Annotated in this window: 17 protein-coding genes; 4 read left to right on the forward strand and 13 right to left on the reverse strand. The window is 47.4% G+C overall.

Annotation, left to right across the window (positions count from 1 at the left end):
- Positions 1 to 117: 117 nt before the first annotated feature.
- Together ACKTT9_RS29065 and ACKTT9_RS29070 are read right to left on the reverse strand one after the other, a co-directional pair.
- Positions 118 to 1,194, reverse strand: a complete 1,077-nt coding sequence (locus ACKTT9_RS29065) for a polysaccharide pyruvyl transferase family protein (protein WP_407868692.1) — start codon at positions 1,192 to 1,194, stop codon at positions 118 to 120.
- A gap of 38 nt (positions 1,195 to 1,232) precedes the next feature.
- Positions 1,233 to 1,943, reverse strand: coding sequence for a glycosyltransferase family 2 protein (locus ACKTT9_RS29070; RefSeq protein WP_407868693.1), 711 nt, complete (start codon positions 1,941 to 1,943; stop codon positions 1,233 to 1,235).
- A 218-nt stretch (positions 1,944 to 2,161) separates the two neighbouring features.
- Between ACKTT9_RS29070 and ACKTT9_RS29075 the strand changes: the two genes are divergently transcribed.
- The 3 genes from ACKTT9_RS29075 to ACKTT9_RS29085 all read left to right on the forward strand — a co-directional run bounded on the left by ACKTT9_RS29075 (position 2,162) and on the right by ACKTT9_RS29085 (position 4,785).
- Positions 2,162 to 2,674: a hypothetical protein gene (locus ACKTT9_RS29075; protein WP_407868694.1), complete on the forward strand. Its 513-nt coding sequence runs from the start codon at positions 2,162 to 2,164 to the stop codon at positions 2,672 to 2,674.
- Positions 2,675 to 2,804: 130 nt separating this feature from the next.
- Positions 2,805 to 3,899: a polysaccharide pyruvyl transferase family protein gene (locus ACKTT9_RS29080; protein WP_407868695.1), complete on the forward strand. Its 1,095-nt coding sequence runs from the start codon at positions 2,805 to 2,807 to the stop codon at positions 3,897 to 3,899.
- Positions 3,886 to 4,785: a glycosyltransferase gene (locus ACKTT9_RS29085; RefSeq protein WP_407868696.1), complete on the forward strand. Its 900-nt coding sequence runs from the start codon at positions 3,886 to 3,888 to the stop codon at positions 4,783 to 4,785. Before ACKTT9_RS29080 ends, ACKTT9_RS29085 begins: the two co-directional genes overlap by 14 nt.
- Before the next feature lie 97 nt (positions 4,786 to 4,882).
- On the opposite strand, the gene ACKTT9_RS29090 is transcribed toward ACKTT9_RS29085, so the two are convergent.
- The 5 genes from ACKTT9_RS29090 to ACKTT9_RS29110 form a co-directional block, all read right to left on the reverse strand.
- Positions 4,883 to 6,361: a sulfatase-like hydrolase/transferase gene (locus ACKTT9_RS29090; RefSeq protein WP_407868697.1), complete on the reverse strand. Its 1,479-nt coding sequence runs from the start codon at positions 6,359 to 6,361 to the stop codon at positions 4,883 to 4,885.
- Between the two features lie 27 nt (positions 6,362 to 6,388).
- Entirely contained in the window at positions 6,389 to 7,228 is an 840-nt protein-coding gene (locus tag ACKTT9_RS29095) for a carbohydrate ABC transporter permease (RefSeq protein ID WP_407868698.1), read from the reverse strand.
- Positions 7,225 to 8,166: a carbohydrate ABC transporter permease gene (locus ACKTT9_RS29100; protein ID WP_407868699.1), complete on the reverse strand. Its 942-nt coding sequence runs from the start codon at positions 8,164 to 8,166 to the stop codon at positions 7,225 to 7,227. The genes ACKTT9_RS29095 and ACKTT9_RS29100 overlap by 4 nt, the downstream gene beginning before the upstream one ends.
- 92 nt (positions 8,167 to 8,258) lie before the next feature.
- Positions 8,259 to 9,740: an ABC transporter substrate-binding protein gene (locus ACKTT9_RS29105; protein WP_407868700.1), complete on the reverse strand. Its 1,482-nt coding sequence runs from the start codon at positions 9,738 to 9,740 to the stop codon at positions 8,259 to 8,261.
- Between the two features lie 162 nt (positions 9,741 to 9,902).
- The gene (locus ACKTT9_RS29110; RefSeq protein ID WP_407868701.1) at positions 9,903 to 11,273 is read right to left on the reverse strand and encodes a response regulator; all 1,371 of its coding nucleotides are present in this window, start codon (positions 11,271 to 11,273) and stop codon (positions 9,903 to 9,905) included.
- A gap of 83 nt (positions 11,274 to 11,356) precedes the next feature.
- Between ACKTT9_RS29110 and ACKTT9_RS29115 the strand changes: the two genes are divergently transcribed.
- The gene (locus tag ACKTT9_RS29115) at positions 11,357 to 13,015 is read left to right on the forward strand and encodes a sensor histidine kinase (RefSeq protein WP_407868702.1); all 1,659 of its coding nucleotides are present in this window, start codon (positions 11,357 to 11,359) and stop codon (positions 13,013 to 13,015) included.
- A gap of 944 nt (positions 13,016 to 13,959) precedes the next feature.
- On the opposite strand, the gene ACKTT9_RS29120 is transcribed toward ACKTT9_RS29115, so the two are convergent.
- Genes ACKTT9_RS29120 through ACKTT9_RS29145 form a run of 6 tightly spaced genes read right to left on the reverse strand, consistent with a single transcriptional unit; the run spans position 13,960 to position 19,898 of the window.
- Entirely contained in the window at positions 13,960 to 14,646 is a 687-nt protein-coding gene (locus ACKTT9_RS29120) for an LrgB family protein (RefSeq protein WP_407868703.1), read from the reverse strand.
- On the reverse strand, positions 14,639 to 14,992 hold the full coding sequence (locus ACKTT9_RS29125; RefSeq protein ID WP_407868704.1) for a CidA/LrgA family protein: 354 nt from the start codon (positions 14,990 to 14,992) through the stop codon (positions 14,639 to 14,641). Before ACKTT9_RS29125 ends, ACKTT9_RS29120 begins: the two co-directional genes overlap by 8 nt.
- A 15-nt stretch (positions 14,993 to 15,007) precedes the next feature.
- A complete protein-coding gene (locus tag ACKTT9_RS29130) occupies positions 15,008 to 17,092 on the reverse strand; it encodes a hypothetical protein (RefSeq protein WP_407868705.1) in 2,085 nt (694 codons plus the stop codon).
- Between the two features lie 36 nt (positions 17,093 to 17,128).
- The gene (locus tag ACKTT9_RS29135; protein ID WP_407868706.1) at positions 17,129 to 18,013 is read right to left on the reverse strand and encodes an NAD(P)-dependent oxidoreductase; all 885 of its coding nucleotides are present in this window, start codon (positions 18,011 to 18,013) and stop codon (positions 17,129 to 17,131) included.
- A gap of 51 nt (positions 18,014 to 18,064) precedes the next feature.
- A complete protein-coding gene (locus tag ACKTT9_RS29140) occupies positions 18,065 to 18,946 on the reverse strand; it encodes a carbohydrate ABC transporter permease (RefSeq protein ID WP_407868707.1) in 882 nt (293 codons plus the stop codon).
- 34 nt (positions 18,947 to 18,980) lie between these two features.
- Positions 18,981 to 19,898, reverse strand: coding sequence for an ABC transporter permease (locus ACKTT9_RS29145; protein ID WP_379172534.1), 918 nt, complete (start codon positions 19,896 to 19,898; stop codon positions 18,981 to 18,983).
- Between the last annotated feature and the right edge of the window lie 74 nt (positions 19,899 to 19,972).

Genomic DNA, 19,972 nt, shown 5'->3' on the forward strand with positions numbered 1-19,972 from the left:
TTCCATGTGCGCTCGCACCGGGGCTGTTTGTCTTGTACTCCTATAATGTATGAGAAGAGGACGATCTTGGCATGGTTGCTTATAACGATTACTTAAATTTCCATAAAACCCATTTTTTCAGCTCCATGCCTGAAGGAAAGGAGAGCGTAAGCTTGTTTGATAAGCAGCAATGTTAGCTTGCAGGCGATGTCTATCGAGTTTCCAATTCTCTAGAATGTGAGATGAGGTTTGTTCTAATTTCTCCGCAAGCCGCTCTTCGTCCGTTGAAACAACAGAGGAGTGCAGCCCGATCGACTCTACGAAATCAAAGGTTTTCATCCGATAACCCAGTGCGATGAAGGGAACTTCGGCCGCAGCTGACATGACATTGGCGTGCAGTTTGAAATTCACCGTGAATGCGCAGCGCTTCATAATCCTCATCAACGCCTGCGCTGAATAAACCTTCGGTGCGATCCGCACAGCTTCCGTGCTGCCGATCTTATCCGCCAACCTTGTCAACGCTTCTCTATCAGGGTTCCATACGTAATATAAATATAACTTGTAGCCCGCTTGTATCCACATCTTGCAAGCTTCCGCTAATTGATTCTCCACATGCTCTTCCTGACCCCCATAAATCCGGTTATAGGAAGTCCCCCAGTTGATCCCCACAACCTTCTCATTAGAAGGCCACATTTTGGTATTAATAGGCGGCTCCAAGTCATCCGAACGCAGCAATACACCCGGATCTCCGCTTACAATGAACCTATCGGCATCCACGTCAAGATATTCCAGCAGCTTTTTGGTAAGCGGTCCCCGCACGCCGGAGAATATAGCATTTTGGCTTATGTTCTTCAGCATTTTCCTATGTTCAGGCGTTGCTTGATACTGAATCTTCCCTGTATCTCCGCTTAATAGACTTAACATATCTTTTTTAGTTATCCAATCGACGCCACTTCCCCATACAGCCACTTGCTTCCCTTGCTTCAAAGCATGATGCAAGACGTCCACATAACCTGGAATAAGCAGGGAACCCCCGCCAAGTACCACGACATCATAATCAGCCACATCCTGCAAACTTACACCGGGCATGGAGGGTACGACCGTAATAGTTTGTTCGGGCATCAAGAGATCAGCACTTTCACGAAAAACATCCCACATTAAATCGTCCCCGATATTACCGAAACCGATCCAACCCACATAGAAAACTTTTCGCATCCTAGTCTCCCTTCCTGACTCTTCATGTCAGATCATTCCTATTTTCGGAAAAACTCTCTTGAGCGTTGGTTTTCGTGTCTCCTGTAGAAATACAGAGTTTCTTTCAGATTGTCCACCTTCATACCTGCTGCTATACACCTAGCAATAAAATCGTAATCCTCGACGCCGACACCACGTCTAATCGGTCCTCCGATCTGATCGAACACACCGGCACGGAATAATATCGTTCCATGACAAACACAATGACCACCGTTTTTATAGACAGCATTTATTTTAGAAACGCCATAGCTGAGCCATTGCTCCCGTTTACGGCTTTCGAAATGACCATCCTGAAAATATTCATAGGAGGTTCCAATCATATCAAGGGATGGATGCTCGCGCATGGATTGGACTTGCCTCATAATCCTTCTGGAATGCGATAAATCGTCTGAATCCTGCATGGCAATAAATTCGCCTTTGGCCAAATACATGCCCACATTCACCGCTCCCGCATAACCTGTATTGCGCGGCAGCTTTACGGCATAGAAACGATCTTCAAACGAGAACGTTTTTGCCGTTTGTTCTTTGATCTCCTTCCACCTATGAATCTTGTTCCAAGTTAAGTCCGTTGATCCATCATCCACAACAATGATCTCTATTTCCTTATAGGTCTGCTTAAAAACACTATTCAAACACGATTGCACATAAGCTTCCGAATTATAGCAAGGAACGATGATACTTACACGGTCTGGTATCACTTCTCTCATCATCCATCCTCCGGCTTCATCTCTATACTTCTAATAGATGCACCCTATCATGAGATGGAAAGGGGCAGATGACGGATTGGATATACCTATTATTAAGAAATCTAGTTATATGAATCCCTAGCAAACATACATTTTAGAAGATTTAGACGCATGTTGGAAGAGTTTGGTAAATCATGAACATATGATATGGCAAGTCTGAAAAAGGAGGAGGTGCAACTAAAATGTCTCTAAATTTAATTCAAAACTTTTCCTTTGAAACTGGTATTACTCCATGGCAAACAGCTGGTACAGCTGGTACAGTAAATCCCTTAACAGGCGCATTCGAAGGCAGCTTTGTCGGCACATTAGGTCCACTTGTCGCACTACTTCCCGGCAATGCAGTCATAAGCCAAGCATTCCCAGTAGCTGCTGATGCCGTTAACCTACGTGTGAGCTATGCGCTTCGTAGACTTGTGGCGGTAGCTCCGATCGTAAACGGAAATATCCAAGTTCAAATCGTATGGCAACGAGGAGCAGATGGCGCTTATGCTCCGATATCCACCGAAGTTCTGGAAAACATGCCAGGTACGGATATCGATCTTTCGGTAGATTGGGAAACGCACGTTGTTGTGACAGGTCCTAAACCTGCCCTAGCTGAGCAAGCCAGAATTCGCTTTATCCTGTTTGCCTCATTAATTGAATTAGGCGTTGCTGGCACTTATATTGATGAAGTTGTCGTTACAGCTGAGTCCTAAAGTTAAGCAATGAATGCCTATCAGGCTGTCGACTACGTGTCGACAGCCTGATTTCTATGAATATATAACATATGTGTAAACATTGAATATGATGTAGTTGTAGCAACTTTTTCTGAACGGAGGTCACATCTTGGCCAAACTATTATATTTGGGTGAAATTGGGTATCGAAATGCAGGAGACGAAGTCATGTGGGACATCTTCAAGCAGGAAGCTAGAAGATTCATCCCCAATGAATTGAGCTTATTGGAAGCTTGCAGGCAAGAGTATGCGCATATCTCCGGCTACGATATCATCGTCCTTGGCGGCGGTTCTCTGCTTGCTCCAAGTTATATCTCCTTGCTTAACAAAGCGATGGAGCTGAACAAATCAATTTATATTTGGGGCTCAGGAATCGATAAAATTGCCGGAAGAGCCGGTCTGGACAGCTTATTACACAAGAAACAACTGCCAGTGAATTTTGTCGATCCAAACATCGTCAACCAATTAAATAAAATCATTTCATATTCTCGCTACACAGCAGTCAGAGGGCCACTAAGCCACCGATTTCTACAATCCATTGGCGTGAATACAGCGAAAGTCCAGATCAGCGGAGATCCCGCTTTCTTACTGCAGCCGGGTGACAGAGCCAAAGGGTTGTTTACGCAATATTTTGATCCGCAGGAAGCGGTTGTCGGCATCAATTGGGGAACGGCAAACAATCAAATTTTTGGAGGCAAAGAAGACATAGTCGAAGATCAGCTTGCAGCGGCCGCTAAGTTACTGATTCATAAAGGCTACTCTATTCTTTTATATAATGTATGGCCCGAAGATATCCCCGCTAGCAAACGGTTGTTCAATAAAATTAACAGGCCCGGGAAAGTGAAGCTCGCGGATACGGTGTATCCTTATCAGCTCATGGCCTTAATTCAGAAGTGCCGCTTTACCATCAATTTAAAGCTGCACGCCGCTATTTTCTCTGCCGTTATGCAGGTTCCGTTTATCTCACTTGGTTATCGCTTCAAAATGTTTGACTTCGCAGCCTCGATCTCCATGCTGCCTTTTGTCATACCGACTGATAACTCTGCCGTAAACCTTGAAATCCTGCGTTTATCCCAAGACATTGAAAGAAACCACACTACTCTAGTTCGTACCCTGAAGAAAGAGATCAACAAATATGCAGGAAGGCTGTCAGCTGCCTTTTTTGTAAACTCTTTAAGAGAGGAGCTGCGCAATGGACGCCCCTGAACTAGCAAAACCGCAACCTGCCCTATTAATGTGCTACGGAAAAACTCCGTACACGCCAGGAAGATACTTAGAAGACGCTCTTCGCCGAATTGGTGTCCGAGTCGTTCGAATGGAAGAAACCGTTGATTTTGCGGCGATTAACATGAGCTCCTATCTGGGCGTACTCTTTGTTGAAAGTCCCTCTCGCCCGAAAGTGCTTGTCAAAAACATACATCTCGTTACCATTCCGAAGCTGTTCTGGATCCATCACGGCGAAAATCGCCTTAACGCGAACATTGAGATGTGCGGATGGTATAAACCGGATCTGCTGCTTATGGCTCACTCCCTTCATCTCGCGCATCAGTTCCCGTCTCCGGTTCGTTTCTTCCCGTTCGGCGTCGATCCGCATATTTTTCACTCGGCGACTCCTTTGGTAGAACGGCCGGTTGACATTTCTTTTGTCGGTGGACAAAGCGCCTTGTACCGTACACGGGAGGCCAGAATGAAATATATGGAAACGGAGCTCAAGGGCAAACGAACGGTTTCTTTCAATAAAAAAGTCTTTCTCCACGATCTGAGCTCACTTTACGGTAAATCCAAAATTGTGTTTAATCATACAGCTGATTCGATTAAGGCTTTTAATATGCGAATTTTTGAAGGAATGGGCTGTGGGGCTTTGGTTTTTTCGGACTATGCGCCCGAGCAGGAAATGTTGTTTCAGGACAGGACTCATTTCGTGTTGTATCAATCGAGGAATGATTTGATGAATAAAATCGATTACTACTTAAATAACCTGCAAGAAGCTCAGCTTATTGCGGGTACAGCGCAAAACTATGTACGTCAATTCCACACCTATGACCATCGAGCCGCTCAAATTATAAATTGGATGAAAAAGCTTAGAGCATAGTCCATCCCTAAATCATCGCAGATGAGGGGCACTTGTTTAGAAAAGCATTGAGGCAAGCGATGCCCCTCATCTTCGAACGATATTTTTACAAAGTCTGCTAGAAACGGTGGTTGGTCTTGTGCGGGACCACATCAGCCGTTTCCTGATAAAAAGTCAACATCCGGTCCTTCAGTTCGGCGAGTACGCCGGCGAAAGAAGGATCATTGATCCGATTGACCGTTTCGCCGGGATCGCTTTGCAGGTCGTAAAGCTCATCCGACTCATATAAGCGCCTTACATACTTATGTGTTTTAGTGCGGCACATGACGGCCTTCGTATGTTCCGCCTCTTCACTCTGCTGCAATCCTACTCGTGGCCAGTACAAGCCGGTTGGCGTCGTTTGGGTGACACTGTCCTTCTCCATGCAGTGAATTTCGCCATGTATTCTGCCGCCCTCGCAAAAGACGGCATCGCGGTGCTCATCCGTTTGTCCAGCCAGAAGCGGCAGAAGCGAGCGTCCGAAATGGGTGTGCTCCGGTTTCAAGTCAAGTAACGCCTCGACCGTAGCGGGAAAATCAATTAATTCCACCAAAGCGTCGCTGACTCGCGGTACAATGGGAATGTGTTTGGGCGGTTTAATAACAAAAGGTACCCGGGTTAACGTATCCTCAAACGTATTCTGCGTTTTCTCCACGATCCCGTAATCTCCTGTGAAATCACCGTGATCGGAGAAGAAGAATACCGCTGTTTCGTCATAAATACCCGCTTCCTTCAAAGCATCGAGAAGCAGCCCGAACTGATGATCCACTCGGGAGCACATACCGTAATAAGTCGCCCGCAGATCGTCCCAGCGTTCCTCCGTCCATATTTGAAGATTCTGCCTTTCGTAAATCCCCTTAAGCAGACTCGGCTTGCCGTCCCAATTGTCGGGTGCCGGAATCCTCGGCGGCAGCTTCTCCCTGTCAATCTGGCTGAACCAAGGCTCCTCCACACCGTAAGGCGGATGAGGGTAAAGCAGTGGCAAGTAGAGGCAAATCGGCTGATCCTCGGGAGCATTCTTGATAAATTCAATGGCTCCTAACACATTCGCCCAATCGTTGTCATAATAAGCTTCCTCGGTTGGATCCTTCTCAAGTTTGCCGGCATAGAAAGAGTAATAGTTGTCCCCTTCCGGCTCGCCTCTCCACTGATCATATCCGTGCAGATTCGTCTCCGGACGCGGCTGCTTCTCCGGTTTATATTTAATATCACAGTAAGCGTCATAGCCATTCTCCGCTGGAACCAAGTCGTTCTTCCCGCCCCACCATACGGAGTAGCCCTGCTCCTTTAACGTGCGCAGAAGAACCGGTTCATCCGGCTGCATCATATGGAACATGGTGCGATGACCCCGCACATGAGGATACCAGCCGCTCATAAACGAGCATCGGCTTGGCGTGCACACCGGGTTTTGGCAAAAGGCGCTGCGGAACGAAACGGCCTCTGTCTCCACCAATCGGTCGAGCACCGGCGTTACCGCCGCAGCGTTTCCGACATGCCCAAGGACGTCCCCCCTCCATTGATCAGGATTGAATATAACGATATGCGGTTTTTTCTCCATTCAGAGCAACCTCCCTGGCTAAATTTATTATCCTTTGACCGAACCGGAAATACCTTCTATGAAATATTTCTGAAATGCAATAAATACGAGGATAACCGGCACCAGCGAGATGGATGCGCCCGCAGCCATACCGGACCAGTCTATCGTATGCTCTCCAGCAAACGAAAACATACCAACCGCAAGCGTACGCAGCTCGGGTTTATTCAGTGTAAACACCAATGGAACAAAAAACGAATTCCAGGTCCAAATGAACTGCATAATGACCGTAGTCGCGATAATCGGTTTTGATAGAGGCAGCATGATCTGCCAAAAGATCCGGAAAAAACCGCTCCCGTCCATCTCCCCGGACTCCTCCAATTCCTTGGGTAAGCCATGGAAATAAGCCATGAACAACAGGATGAACAATACATGGGCACCGGAGGATTCCGCCAAAATGACACCGGGCATCGTATTGAGGAGTCCCAACTGCTTCACGATCAAATACACCGGAATAATGGTATATCCCTTCGGTATAAACATTGTAGCACTGAAGATAACTATAAGCAGCTTTCTTCCCGGGAAATTGACGCGACCGAGCGCATAGCCAGTCAACATGCACAGTAAGGTAACAATAACAACTGTCGATACCGTCACGATCACCGAGTTTATGAAATAATCGGAGAAGTGGCCAACCTTCCAAGCGCGTACATAGTTCATCCACTGCATCGATTCGGGAAGGAGCTTCAAGCCCGAGGTAATATATTCCTGATTCGTTTTCAAAGAAGAGAAGATCATCCAAATAAAAGGATAAATCCAAATGAAGCCGAAGACCGTCAGCAGAATATGAAGCAATCCATTCGCCAGATGACCTTTTTTTCTTGTCATCATCCCCTGCCTCCTGCCTGCTGCAGCCACTTCACAAGAAGACCGAGAAGTGCAGTCAAAATAAAGATGGCAACGCCAAATACAATACCAGCTGCCGATGCATACCCGATCTGTGGGAAGCCGCTTGTGCTGAAGGCGAAATTGTAAATGTACAGATCCACCGTCTCTGTCGCATAGAAGGGACCTCCGCCCGTCAAGGTTTTGACTAAATCGAAGACATGCATACTGTTGACTACTGTTAGCAAAAGAATAACAGCGCCTACCGGGGCAAGCAGCGGAAGCGTAATGTGCCGCAGCGTTTGTACGCCATTCGCCCCGTCTGTTTTCGCCGCTTCGTAAACATCCTTCGGCAGCGACTGAAGCCCCGCAAGCCAATAGACTAGCACCATGCCGAAAAATTTCCACGAGCCGATCAGAATCAGCACGAACATTGCCGTATCGGCCTGACCCAGCCACGGAATCGGTTTGGAAAGGACCCCCAGCCCCATCAGTGCCTCGTTAACTAACGCATTTTCGTTGCCGAAAATGAATTTCATAACGATCCCCACAGTCGAGGTGGTTGTTACAACCGGTAAAAAATATACCGTCCGGTAAAATACCTTGCCTTTAAATAGCGCCTGGTTCAAAACGAGAGCAAGCATAAGCGTAGTCGGCAATAGAATTAATGTCTTAGCTGTCATATAGATTAGGCTGTTGCGAAAGGCATTCCAGAACGCTTGTTCATGAACTAACTTGATGAAATTATCCCAACCGATATAATTTTCAAGAGGACCGAATCCGCTCCATTCGTAAAAAGAGTACACATAGCTCATCACGATAGGATACACGGTGAACGCGAGGAAAAATAACACCTGCGGTCCGATCAAGGCGTAGGCCCATAAGTAGCGGATTCGCATCCGGCGGGAAGCCGGCCATCGAATCATGGATGCAGTGCGACTCACGGAAGTTCCTCCTTCTGGGCTGTAGCTCACAGCAGTAATCAGGCAGCCTCGGGCGTAAGCCCTCCACTGCCTCTGCTGTCAGTCGCACGCGCTTATTTTTTCAACTCGTTATATTTGTCTGTCGAATATGGTTGCAGCGGGGTCCAGTTGGGGAATTGGTAATCCGACGGCTGCACCGGGGTTCCGGATTTATTCACTTTGTCTATGGATTCCTGCAACGCTTTGTTATAACCTGACGTCAATTGCGAAAGCTGGGCTTTCACATCCTTGACTTGACCGGCTAAATATCCCTCCAGAATTTTACCGACCGTTTCCTTCGGCTTCTTCCCATTCAGTTCCGTATTCACTTGGACGGCTGCACGGTTACGCGTGAACGGGTGCGGTGAAAGGACAAATGTTTGGTCCTGAATTTTCTGGGCTTCAACAAATGGAGGATTATCAATCTTCACCGTCTTGTTCTGTTCGACAATCGGTGACCCCTCGACGCCAAGCTCCAGCTGTTTCGTGTAGTATCGATCCATGTAAAACTGCAGGAACAGCTTGACTTCCTCATAGTGCTTCGTATTTTTGCTTACATGAAGCGTCGCCTTCGTTTCTCCCTGGAACGCATAATATTGAGGCTTTCCGTCCTTCGTTGGCAATGGGGCGACGCCAAAATCGTTAAATTTGTTGTTTTGCTGCAGCTCTGAGGACAAAAACGTGCCGTCGATGACGAAAGCCGCCTTGCCCCCGGCAAATAAACTGGATGCTTCCCTATAATCGATAACCAGACTATTTGGATGAAGCAGCTTATCGTCCTGAAGCTTTTTGATAAACTCGATGCTCTCTATATACCCCGGAGAATCAAATTCATACTGTCCTGTTTTCAAATTAAAACCGTCATTAGGAACGACCTCCGGCTTAATCGCCGTCGCCATTTGGCCTAAATAACCACTGGCCAGCCAGTCGGTTTTAATTCCCAAAATTAGTGGATATACATCACTGCCGCTTTGTTTGATTTTGGCACCGACCGCCACCAAATCGTCCCAGCTCTTCGGCACGTCTTTCTCGGATAAGCCTGCGTTTTTCAGCACATTTTTATTGTAATAAAGTACGTGAGCGTAACGGCGCGGTGTGAAATGAGGCAAGGCATAAACTTTTCCATTCAACGTGGTAAAACCCTCAGTCCAGGTTCCCTCGTAAAACTTATCCTTATAACCTTGTACAACATCGTCAATATCGTGAATGAGACCAAGACGATTCAGTTGATCGACAGGAACCGCATTGGCGTTGGCGAAAATATCCGGCAGGTCGTTGCTTGCCACTGCAGCCTGCAGCTGGGTTGCATATTGAGAAGATGCGATCGCGGGCAGCTCTACCTTAATATTCGGATATTTATCCGAGAATTCTTTGATTGCCTGCTCCAAAGCTTGCTGTGACTCCGGCCAACGGTGCCAAAACTTGATCGTAACCTGCTCTTTGCTTGGACCTTCTACCTTCTGCTCAGTTCCACTTGTGCCATTATTCGAGCAGCCGCTGATGGCCATCCCTGCAGCAAGCAGCAATACAAAGCTAGTTAACCCTCTTTTTTTCATAGATCTAACCCCTCCGACAAAATTATTCACATCGCCGGTCTTCCGGTAGACATCCTATTAAAACACATTGGTATACTTGGTTTTAATGTAATCTCATCATACGGCATTTAAAGACGGCTAACAGCGAGAAAAATTTAGCCTATAGGCGAATTTTTTAGCCGTTTATTTTTCTCCAATGCTTGATCCATGCTGTTTCCGGTAGTCCCCCGGCGTCATTCCCCACTCATTTTTAAATAAGGATGTAAAATATCGATGATCTTGGTAGCCTAAACTTTCTGCAAGCTTCGCAATTGGCTGATCGCTGGAAATCAGAATCCGCTTCGCCTTTTCCATTCTCTTCCTCGTCAGGTACCTGACAAAACTTAGCCCGGTTTGCTGCTTAAACATACGGCTTAGGGTTACGGGATGTACGCCGACCTCCTCCGCCAGCGATTCCAAGGTAATGTCCATGTCGGCGCGCAGCTCCAAAAGACTCAATGCCTTTTCAAACCAATCAGCAGAGCCTCTAGGAACAGTCACAGGATGCAGCTGTTCAAAGCGCTTCATCACCCACTCCTGCAACCAGGTCCTCAGCTCCTGCCAAGTCGCATAGCGCTCCACCTCCCGCAGCCATGTCTCCTTAGGCCCATACTCCAAAATGTTAAAGGTTTGCCCTTCGGTTAAGTCCGAATCGAGTAGAGAAACCAGCTTCGCGCATTCCTCCCGAACCACATTGGCCTGCAAACTCTGCAGCTCCTGGATCCACAGGGACAGATCTTCATTCAACTTCTCCCGATCCGCTGTCTTCACCGCTCGAACAACACCCAGCCTAAGTCCGCCTGCTGAATCCGCATTCAATCTGAATCGTCCACGATACAAGAAATCTTTATCAAAAAACCGTTTCGTTTGCCAGGTTTTCCACTCCACCGGCCAGAGTCGGGTAAGTTCGCCCGAATCCCGAAAGCTCCCTCCACTGTAAGAAGGCTCTACCGCCACAATCAGGACTCTCTGCCCTTGGCATTCAAATCCGCAAATCGCTTTACCATGAGTTTCGGCATGAACCACTTCATCTTCGAATATAATCGACTTTCGAACACGATCGTCGAACCAGTAAGTAATGTTCCTGTAAAATAAACCTTCGATCATCGTTGTTCCCAGCGCGCCGTTAAGTTCGATTCCCAGCTGTTGGGTCAATCGATCGTAGGTCAAATGCACGAGCTGCTTGATTTCATCGACATCAGCGGGTTTAAGCAAATAGTCGGATGCACCGAAATGTACCGCTTTCTTCGCATACTCAAAGTGGTTGTAGCCCGTCAGCATGATAACTTTTGTCTTAGGCAGCGCGTTCATCACATTCGCCAGCATCTCGAGACCATCCAATTCAGGCATTCGAATATCCATAAAAACGAGTTCGGGACGTATGAGCTTGATTTGCTCCAATGCCTCGTATCCATAACCTACATCAAAGACATTGGCATAGGGGTGGGATTCCGTTAATTTCATGACGATGCTGTGCCGAACCTCTTTCTCATCATCCGCTACACAAATTTTCATATGAAGCCACCTCAACAGCTATTTTTATTGTAAACTAACAGAGAATCCGCCATCAAAACTACAAATAGCCCCCCGGAAGGAGAATGCTTTGTGCGCAGCTCACTCCGAGCCCTGCCACTTTCACTGAAATACAAAATTTTAGTGATTGTGCTTATTATTACAATTATCCCTATCCTACTCGCCAGTTTAAGCTGGCACTATCAAATGGTTCGCTCCAGCCTGCTTCATTCTTCAGCCGTATCATCGGAGTTCGCCCGCTATGCTGCCAGGAAGTCTCGCAATCGGTTCAAGAAATCAACCAATCCCTGGACCCGCTTGTGATTGATTCGAGTTTTCAAAAGTATATGAATATCCCTAAAGACGATATCGTCAGTCAAGCCGGCAGCATCCTTACTTTTCGCCCGAAGCTAGACCCCTTGCTCCAATCCCATCCGGAAATTGAGGGCATCATTTATATGGATAAGGAAGGTAAGATATTATACAATTCCAATCAGAAAAGTATGAATTATAGTTATGACTTTGCTTCGGATCCGCTTTTTATGAAAGCAGCTTCCGTGTACAAACCCGTACTGAGCCAACTGCATCAAACACTCTATACACTTGGCCCTCCCCAAGAAAGCATTTCACTTATTAGGCCGGTTACTTACCTGATCAGTGGGGAAATTAATGCGTGGCTCATCGTTGACATCAAAGCTGAACATTTTCGAAGCCTCATGAATGGGACTTACGAATCTGGTGACGGTCAAATCCTATTATATCACCCCGCTAGTGGAAACGTCATATCCAAACAAGATCTTTCCGGAGAACTTCATGACGATCTCGAACGCGCCCTTCATAAAGGCGGAGCACCGAACGAAGAGCTCTTATTTGAATCAGAGGGTGAACACTTCGAAGTTATTGCCCAAGAAATTGCTCCTACAGGCTGGCAAATGGTGTTATTAACCCCCTTCGACGCGATAACGCAGGGTATTAAGGAATCCAGGCTGTGGAGCTTGCTCATTGCCTTTCTTAGCATGATCGCCGCGTGTTTTATCGCGTTTCCGTTGATTTCCGGGCTGCGACGGGTCGAACACCAACTGTATGCATCCAAGGTGAAAGAAAAAGAAAAAGAGCTGCTGCTGCTTCAGGCACAAATCAATCCGCACTTTCTATTTAATACGCTTGAAACGATTGAATCTTTGGCAATGAAACGGGATGGTGAAGCCGTTCGCAGCGTGGTGCAGAGCGTATCACGCATGATGAGATATAACGCAAAGAGTGATCACGGCTGGTCTACCCTGCGCGATGAAATGGCTTTTGTTACTCACTTTTTAAAAATTCACCGGCACCGAAACGGTGTAGAGGTCGCTTGTGATTGGGAAGTGAGCCCGGATCTATTGGACTTGCCGGTTATGAAGCTCGTCATCCAACCGTTTATTGAAAATGCTCTTAAATATGGTTGGACTCCTGTCATGAAGGCAGATGATTTTCAGTTAACTGTTCGTATACATAGGCAAGAGACCTGGCTCTTTTTCCGCATTGAAAACACAGGCAACTCCATAAAGGATACGGATTTAGAGAAAATCAACAAGATGACTCGTGGAGAAATGGACGACGATGATCCTTATTTTCATCAGCATACCGGGATATCCAATGTTTATCAACGGCTCGTGTTCTCTTACGGCGACTCGGTCTTGATGCATTTCTCCAAGCTGCCTGATCAGGGCACCGTCGTAGAATTTCAGATTCCTTTCCATACCTGAACCACTGGCTAAGTCTTACTGGAACTACAGGGCTAGGTGGAATAACGTCTTCTGTGTCCGTTACAAATAATTGCTACTGGGGATGCGGGTGGTTGAGATGCTGTTGGTGGGTTTGATGGCACTTTAACTAGTTGGATTCTATTGGTGGGATCACGCTACTTTAACTATTTAGCTACTTTTGGCGGGATCACACAGCTAACGGACTGAGATGACCTTATTCTCCATTTTCCCAGCAGAAATAATATCTAACGGACTCCAGAGACGCTATTGGCCAAGAAACTACCTCATTTAGCAGTAAATTCAATAAATAACGGCGCTCCAGTCCGTTAGCTCATCAAATTCAGCCGAATAGGCGGAATAACGTCTTCTGTGTCCGTTACAAATAATTGCTACTGGGGATGCGGGTGGTTGAGATGCTGTTGAGGGTTTGATGGCACTTTAACTAGTTAGATTCTATTGGTGGGATCACGCTACTTTAACTATCTAGCTACTATTGGCGGGATCACACAGCTAACGGACTGAGATGACCTTATTCTCCATTTTCCCAGCAGAAATAATATCTAATGGACTCCAGAGACGCTATTGGCCAAGAAACTACCTCATTTAGCAGTAAATTCAATAAATAACGGCGCTCCAGTCCGTTAGCTCATCAAATTCAGCCGAATAGGTGGAATAACGTCTTCTGTGTCCGTTACAAATAATTGCTACTGGGGATGCGGGTGGTTGAGATGCTGTTGAGGGTTTGATGGCACTTTAACTAGTTAGATTCTATTGGTGGGATCACGCTACTTTAACTAGTTCCCGCTATTGGAGAAAATGGTTCATTCGTTAAGGAATAGAGGATCGTAGGTCCCCTGCTTACGCTCGGACAAACTGTTGCAATATATTTTTTGCAAAAAAGCCGCCCCTACGGTCATTATAGACCTTCGAGACAGCCTTATTCCCTACAAAATCCAATACAACGGAATAACAAGCAACGAAATAAAAATCCCGGTCGCCGCCATGGCGAAACCGCTGACACCGGCCTGCAGCTCCGATTCCTTGACCAGCCTGGCGGTTCCGATCCCATGAGAAGCCGTTCCGATGGCGGTTCCGATCGCGATATCGGCCCTGACGCCACACAGCCTTAACAACTCGGGGCCAATCATGCTCCCTATCAGGCCTGTTAACGTAGTCACGATAACGCCTAGCTCGGGAATGCCGCCCAAATGGCGGACGATCTCTACTGAGATCGGTGTCGTAACCGACTTAGGGATCATCGTTACCCAAATGTTTTTCGCTGCTCCCAAGCTCCACGTGATGCCACCCGCGCAGACTAACGCGCTGATGGAACCGGTTGTAAGCCCAGCCAGAATAGCCGGCAGATTACGACCAATCGACCTCGTCTGCTTGTAAAGCGGCACGCCCAAACCTACCGTAGCCGGACCTAGCAGCAGCGCAATATAATCCCCGCCAACCCGATAAGATTCATAGGGAATGCCGCATATAAGCAATATCGCAATAATGCCCGCCGATGTGATGAAAAGGGGATGCACCTTGTTCCACTTTTTGTGCAGTCCCTGCGCGATCGCATACACGATAAGCGTTAATGAAACGCCAAACATCGGCTGTTGAAAAAAGGCATTATCCACCTGACGAAGCCTCCCTTTTCTTCAGCATAGCCGATGTCACCCAGCCGCTGACGAGCAGGCCGACGAGCGTACTGACCACGAGACTGAGCGCAATCTGAAGCAGCATGCTTTGGAGCAGCGGCCATATGGCCAAGATCCCCACGATATAGGGAACAAAAAAGGCAAGCATATGGCGCAGCAGAAACTGCGTACTGGTTTCCACCCATTCCAACCGGACGATGCCGCTAAACAGAGCCAGGGTAAACAGGAGCAAACCGATAACATTACCGGGAAGCGGAATGTAGGCGAAATGCTGGAGCGCAATTCCCAGCATGTTGAATCCCAGCAAAATGGCAAAACCACGCATTAAAATAACACCTTCTTATTTTTCAAATCGACGTGCCAATTCAATATCTGCTCTTACATCTTCCAAGTAATAAGGATACCCGAAGGTGCGTTTGACTCGAGCCATAAAGTAAGGCTTATTATGCAAGCTCCAGTAATGACCAAGTTTCTCCCAGTGTACAGCTGCCTGCTCCAATTGCGTTACTGCCTCGGCCTTATGCTCTGTATGTTCGCTCAGTCTAAAGCGATTAAGCTCCAGAGAGGCTTTGAATTTACAGGCATAATACCTGGACATCTCTACGTAGGCAAAAAGATCGTGAAGTGTGCATGCAGCATGACTGCAGCATAGTTCACCAAGCTCGTTGGACAGCTGGATAGCGACACGTTCGGTTTGATCGGCAGCCTCTTGCAGCAGCTTCAAGATATCAGCAGGTGTTTCACGGTACTCTTCAAGCAGTCCCTCTACGCTGTCTCCCCGTTCTGCTTTTGCATATTCGGCTATGGACATAACACCGACCCCAGGCATAGGTACAGCGTTTACGAAATCCAGGATTGTCTTGAATCCGCTGACTTCTGATAAGCAGCTTTCAGCATGCCACTGGAAGTCATAATCGATCCAAAACAAGCGGTTGACAGCAGGTATAACCGAAGATGCGCTTCGCAATCCTTCCAAGAATAGAGGAGCATGAACTGGACCATAATGGGGCTTCAATAGATGCACCCAGACATCGTCACTTGTCTCAGGGTCGTACGACAATCGGCCCCAGAGCTGGAACTGGAAGATATGCCGTTCAAAATCATACTTCCATGTCTTGTGCCCATGCTCAACATGTTGAAAATCGTTGCCCCACAAGTAGCCGTCTGCTCCCCAGTAGAAGCCTTTCACATGTGGCTTGATCATTCCTTTGACATAAGCGCGGACGTAGTCGGGGTCTCCCCAACGATGGGTGAACACATCATCGTTACGAACCGTGTACAGAATGTTGGTCTTCTCCAGGTCGATGCCCTCCCAAGCACCCCAAAGACGCTCAAACTGGGGCTCCGGATGGGAATAACAATGAGCATTTGAATATTTCCAGCTGATATAAAATTGGTTGGAATCGAATTGGCTCTGCACCATTTCTTTGATTTCTTTGCCCGCATTCTGCATATTGGTACGGTGAATAAACGGAATGTCTCTTCCCGACTGTTTGATCGCCTCCACATACGTCTCGACAATCCACTTCTCCCGCTCATACCCGTTGCCGTCCATCCATTCGCTGGCCGAAGTCCCTAACCCTTTCAATTCAGGGTACGTGAGCAGCAGCTGAAGCACCATTTCACGAATGTAATCTCTAATCACTTCTGATGCACCGCGAAAGCGATTCAGCGGGTATCCCACCCGATGGATCAGGTTATCGTACATATTGCCGAAATCTCCTACAGCTTCAGGGAGCCCCAGACCTCTCGCCACTTCCGGGGTTATACGAATGTTCCACGTAAAGAGATAAATGTCGATCCCTCTGCTGGCGGCATAACGGAACATCTCCCGGAAGAACCGAATATTCTGATTGATTTCCGGATCACTGTACGGATTGGCGTCTCTGAATTTCGGAGAGACAACCATTCGATCGTAGGGATGCTCTGACCACAAACTTAAACAGTTGTACCGGTTTAGGGCGAGCATATCGATATAGGCTTTCCAAAAAACAATATCCATGCACGTTCCCTCATTCAAGACGAAGGGATCTCCCGAGTCGAAAGGTGCGTACGGCAAATTAAATTTAATACCGCGCAAGCGCATTGCCGGCTTACGGTACATCTCTTCCCCATCCGCCAATTCCGCTCCACGTGCCAACCGTTCTGCGTATTCTAGGCAACCGTACATAAGTCCACGCGAATCAATACTTTCAATGCGGATCAGTTCCCCTTGGCGGGACAGGCGAAAAGCCTGTTCTTCGCCAGAGGATTCCCCTTTCTTTACAGGTAGTTTCTGAACGAGGATTCCCCGTTCAGGCGTCAGTACCAAGCCCTTGCCATTATACTGCTCGACGAAAAACTGTCCCTTCGCATCCAAACTCTTCTTGATTTGATTCATCCCGAACAGGACCATCTCATCCTGGTGGTCATAAACGAGTTTCATAGACGTCCCTCCGCTTCATTAGAAAATCTGGCAATTTTAACGATATATTTTGACCAGTGCCTGCGTACCGCTGCTCTCTTCTCCTGCCGCAGCCAACTTCTCATACAGCTTCTTTGCCAGCGATAACCCGTATGCCTCAAGCCCCATAGCCTCAGCGGACTGCAAGGCAATGCCCAAGTCTTTGATCATATGCTTGACATAAAATCCAGGCTCATAATTGCCTTGAATAATCCTTGGTGCAAGGTTGCTTAACGACCAACTGCCGGCAGCTCCGGTTTCTATGCTTTTTAGCACCCTGGCAGGATTCAAGCCCGATCGTTCAGCATAAACCAGCGCTTCGGAAACACCCATCATGTTGGCTGCAATCGCGATTTGATTGCACATCTTCGTGTGTTGACCAGCGCCTGCTGCTCCTTGATAAACGATATTGCTCCCCATCGCCTGAAAAACAGGCAGGACGGCTTCGAAAGCCTCTTCGTCACCGCCAACCATGATGGATAGTTTTCCGTCTCTTGCCCCAATATCTCCGCCCGAGACTGGTGCATCCAGCGATTGTAGTCCTCTTTGCCGAGACTCCTCGTAAATTCGCGCCGCCAATGCTGGACTTGAGGTCGTCATATCAATCAAGTAGGAACCTGGTTTCGCAGCAGCTACGATTCCTGAATGCCCTAGGAAAATCTCCTCCACATCACTCGGATACTCAACCATGGTAATCGTCACATCCGCTTGGCGGGCTACGTCTGCAGCACCTTCTTTCCATATAGCACCCTCGTGCAGCAGGTCTTCCGCCTTGCTTTTTGTTCGGCTGTATACGTACAGGTCATATCCGGCCTTCATTAGATTTCGCGCCATGCTTTTACCCATTACACCCAGACCGATAAAACCGACTTTGGCTTTTCCTGCTGATGCTAGTTCATTCATTCTTATACCCATCCTTTGACATTAAAATTTGTTAGACAGATTAACCTGCGATCACCCTTTGACAGAACCCAGCATGACACCTTTGGCAAAATGCTTTTGCAAAAAAGGATAAACAAGCAGGATAGGAGCCATAGCCAGCATAATAGCCGCCATGCGGATCGTTTCCTGAGGCACAATCCTGTCGTCTCCGCCTGCGCCCGCTTGTCCGACACCCGTGGAGTCCGAATCGATGACAAGGGATTTAATCAACACTTGCAGCGTCCACTTTTTGGAATCCGAGATATAGATGAGTGCGTTGAAGTACGTGTTCCAATGGGAGACAGCAAAAAACAGCATAAATGCGGCGATTGCCGGCATCGACAGCGGGATGATGATACGCAGAAATACCCCAACCTCCGTGCACCCGTCAATGCGTGCGGATTCCTCCAGCTCCGGAGGGTGCGACTCCAGAAAGCTTTTAATGACAAGCAAACTCCACGCACTGGTAAGCGTTGGCCAAATTAGCGACCAATACGAGTTCAGCAGTCCCAGTTGCTTGATGAGCAAGTAACTCGGCAATATACCCGCATTAAACACCAGCGTGAAAATGACGGCTACCAGTAAGATCTTTCTTCCCGGAAGTGTTTTCTTGGTCAGCACATAAGCGAAGCTGAAAGAGACAATGAGATTCAAGATTGTACCGATGACCGTGACGAATACCGTGCTTTTCAGCGCATGGATAAAGCTGTTGGTCGATAAAATATATTTATAAGCGGACAGTGACCACTTGTCTGGAAACAAATAAAATTTCAGCGGGATGTACACCTTGGGATCCGTGAAGGATACGCTAAACACATAAATAAATGGAAACAAACACACAATCGAGATTAAGGCCAACAGAGAATAGTTCACATAATCAAACATGGTTAGTTTCTTTTTGGCAACAAAGCTCATCGTTCCATCCTCCCTTTTTCAACCCAGAATCACCTCAATATATTCCCTCGTGCCCCAGCTTCTTCACAATATAGTTGGAGACCAAGACCAGTACCAAACCGACCACGCCTTTAAACATGCCAACCGTCACACCGATGCTGACTTTCCCTTGCAATACGCCAATGCTGTAGGCATACGTATCGAAGACTTCCCCTACGGAAGAAACAAGTGGGTTCATCATGAGAAGCACCTGCTCGAAGCCGACATCCGCCATATGCCCGAGACGCAAAATCAATAAAATGATAATCGTAGGCCGGATGGCAGGCAATGTAATGTGCCAGATTTGTCTCCAGCGGCTTGCTCCGTCTACGACGGCTGCTTCGTACCGTTGGGGATCTACCCCGGCCATGGCAGCCAGGAAGATAATCGTTCCCCAGCCGGCTTCCTTCCACATATTTTGTGCGGTAATAAGCGCCCAGAAATAATTCGGATTGGATAAGAAGGCGATCGACTCATGCCCCCAGCCCGTAATGACTTTGTTCACGATCCCCACATCCGAAGACAGGATGAAGAAGGTTAGACTGACAACGACAACCCAAGACAAGAAGTGTGGCAAATAGACGATAGATTGGTTAAATCTCTTAAACGCCTCATGTCGCACTTCATTCAGCATCAGTGAAAGCACAATGGGAACGGGAAACATGAAGATCAAACCAAAGATGTTGATCGCAAACGTATTTCGCAGCATGATATAAAAGTTGGGATCCGAAAACAGCTCGACGAAATGCTTCATCCCCACCCATTCACTTCCGCTGATTCCTGCATAGGGATTATACTCGGTAAAGGCCAGCACCAACCCCCACATCGGAGCGAATTTAAAGACGATGAAATAAAGCACGCCTGGTAAAGCAAGTAAATAGACATATTTGTGCCGGGCCAAATTTGTCCAGCTGCGGGAGTGGGTCTTCGCCATAGGTTTGGTCGTTAACTCTGCTGTCGACGGCATCATCTTGCACCTCTCTTTTTATATTCCTGGATGTTCTGATG

The sequence above is a fragment of the Paenibacillus sp. P36 genome (genome assembly GCF_045866505.1).
GTDB lineage: Bacteria > Bacillota > Bacilli > Paenibacillales > NBRC-103111 > Paenibacillus_E > Paenibacillus_E chondroitinus.

What these genes read in the sequence shown, in the direction of transcription:
- ACKTT9_RS29125 (WP_407868704.1), bottom strand. Translation starts at nt 14,992, where the DNA reads ATGCGTGGTTTTGCCATTTTGCTGGGATTCAACATGCTGGGAATTGCG.
- ACKTT9_RS29135 (WP_407868706.1), bottom strand. Translation starts at nt 18,013, where the DNA reads ATGAATGAACTAGCATCAGCAGGAAAAGCCAAAGTCGGTTTTATCGGT.
- ACKTT9_RS29115 (WP_407868702.1), top strand. Translation starts at nt 11,357, where the DNA reads ATGCTTTGTGCGCAGCTCACTCCGAGCCCTGCCACTTTCACTGAAATA.
- ACKTT9_RS29065 (WP_407868692.1), bottom strand. Translation starts at nt 1,194, where the DNA reads ATGCGAAAAGTTTTCTATGTGGGTTGGATCGGTTTCGGTAATATCGGG.
- ACKTT9_RS29090 (WP_407868697.1), bottom strand. Translation starts at nt 6,361, where the DNA reads ATGGAGAAAAAACCGCATATCGTTATATTCAATCCTGATCAATGGAGG.
- ACKTT9_RS29145 (WP_379172534.1), bottom strand. Translation starts at nt 19,898, where the DNA reads ATGGCGAAGACCCACTCCCGCAGCTGGACAAATTTGGCCCGGCACAAA.
- ACKTT9_RS29070 (WP_407868693.1), bottom strand. Translation starts at nt 1,943, where the DNA reads ATGATGAGAGAAGTGATACCAGACCGTGTAAGTATCATCGTTCCTTGC.
- ACKTT9_RS29130 (WP_407868705.1), bottom strand. Translation starts at nt 17,092, where the DNA reads ATGAAACTCGTTTATGACCACCAGGATGAGATGGTCCTGTTCGGGATG.
- ACKTT9_RS29110 (WP_407868701.1), bottom strand. Translation starts at nt 11,273, where the DNA reads ATGAAAATTTGTGTAGCGGATGATGAGAAAGAGGTTCGGCACAGCATC.
- ACKTT9_RS29140 (WP_407868707.1), bottom strand. Translation starts at nt 18,946, where the DNA reads ATGAGCTTTGTTGCCAAAAAGAAACTAACCATGTTTGATTATGTGAAC.
- ACKTT9_RS29105 (WP_407868700.1), bottom strand. Translation starts at nt 9,740, where the DNA reads ATGAAAAAAAGAGGGTTAACTAGCTTTGTATTGCTGCTTGCTGCAGGG.
- ACKTT9_RS29085 (WP_407868696.1), top strand. Translation starts at nt 3,886, where the DNA reads ATGGACGCCCCTGAACTAGCAAAACCGCAACCTGCCCTATTAATGTGC.
- ACKTT9_RS29075 (WP_407868694.1), top strand. Translation starts at nt 2,162, where the DNA reads ATGTCTCTAAATTTAATTCAAAACTTTTCCTTTGAAACTGGTATTACT.
- ACKTT9_RS29095 (WP_407868698.1), bottom strand. Translation starts at nt 7,228, where the DNA reads ATGATGACAAGAAAAAAAGGTCATCTGGCGAATGGATTGCTTCATATT.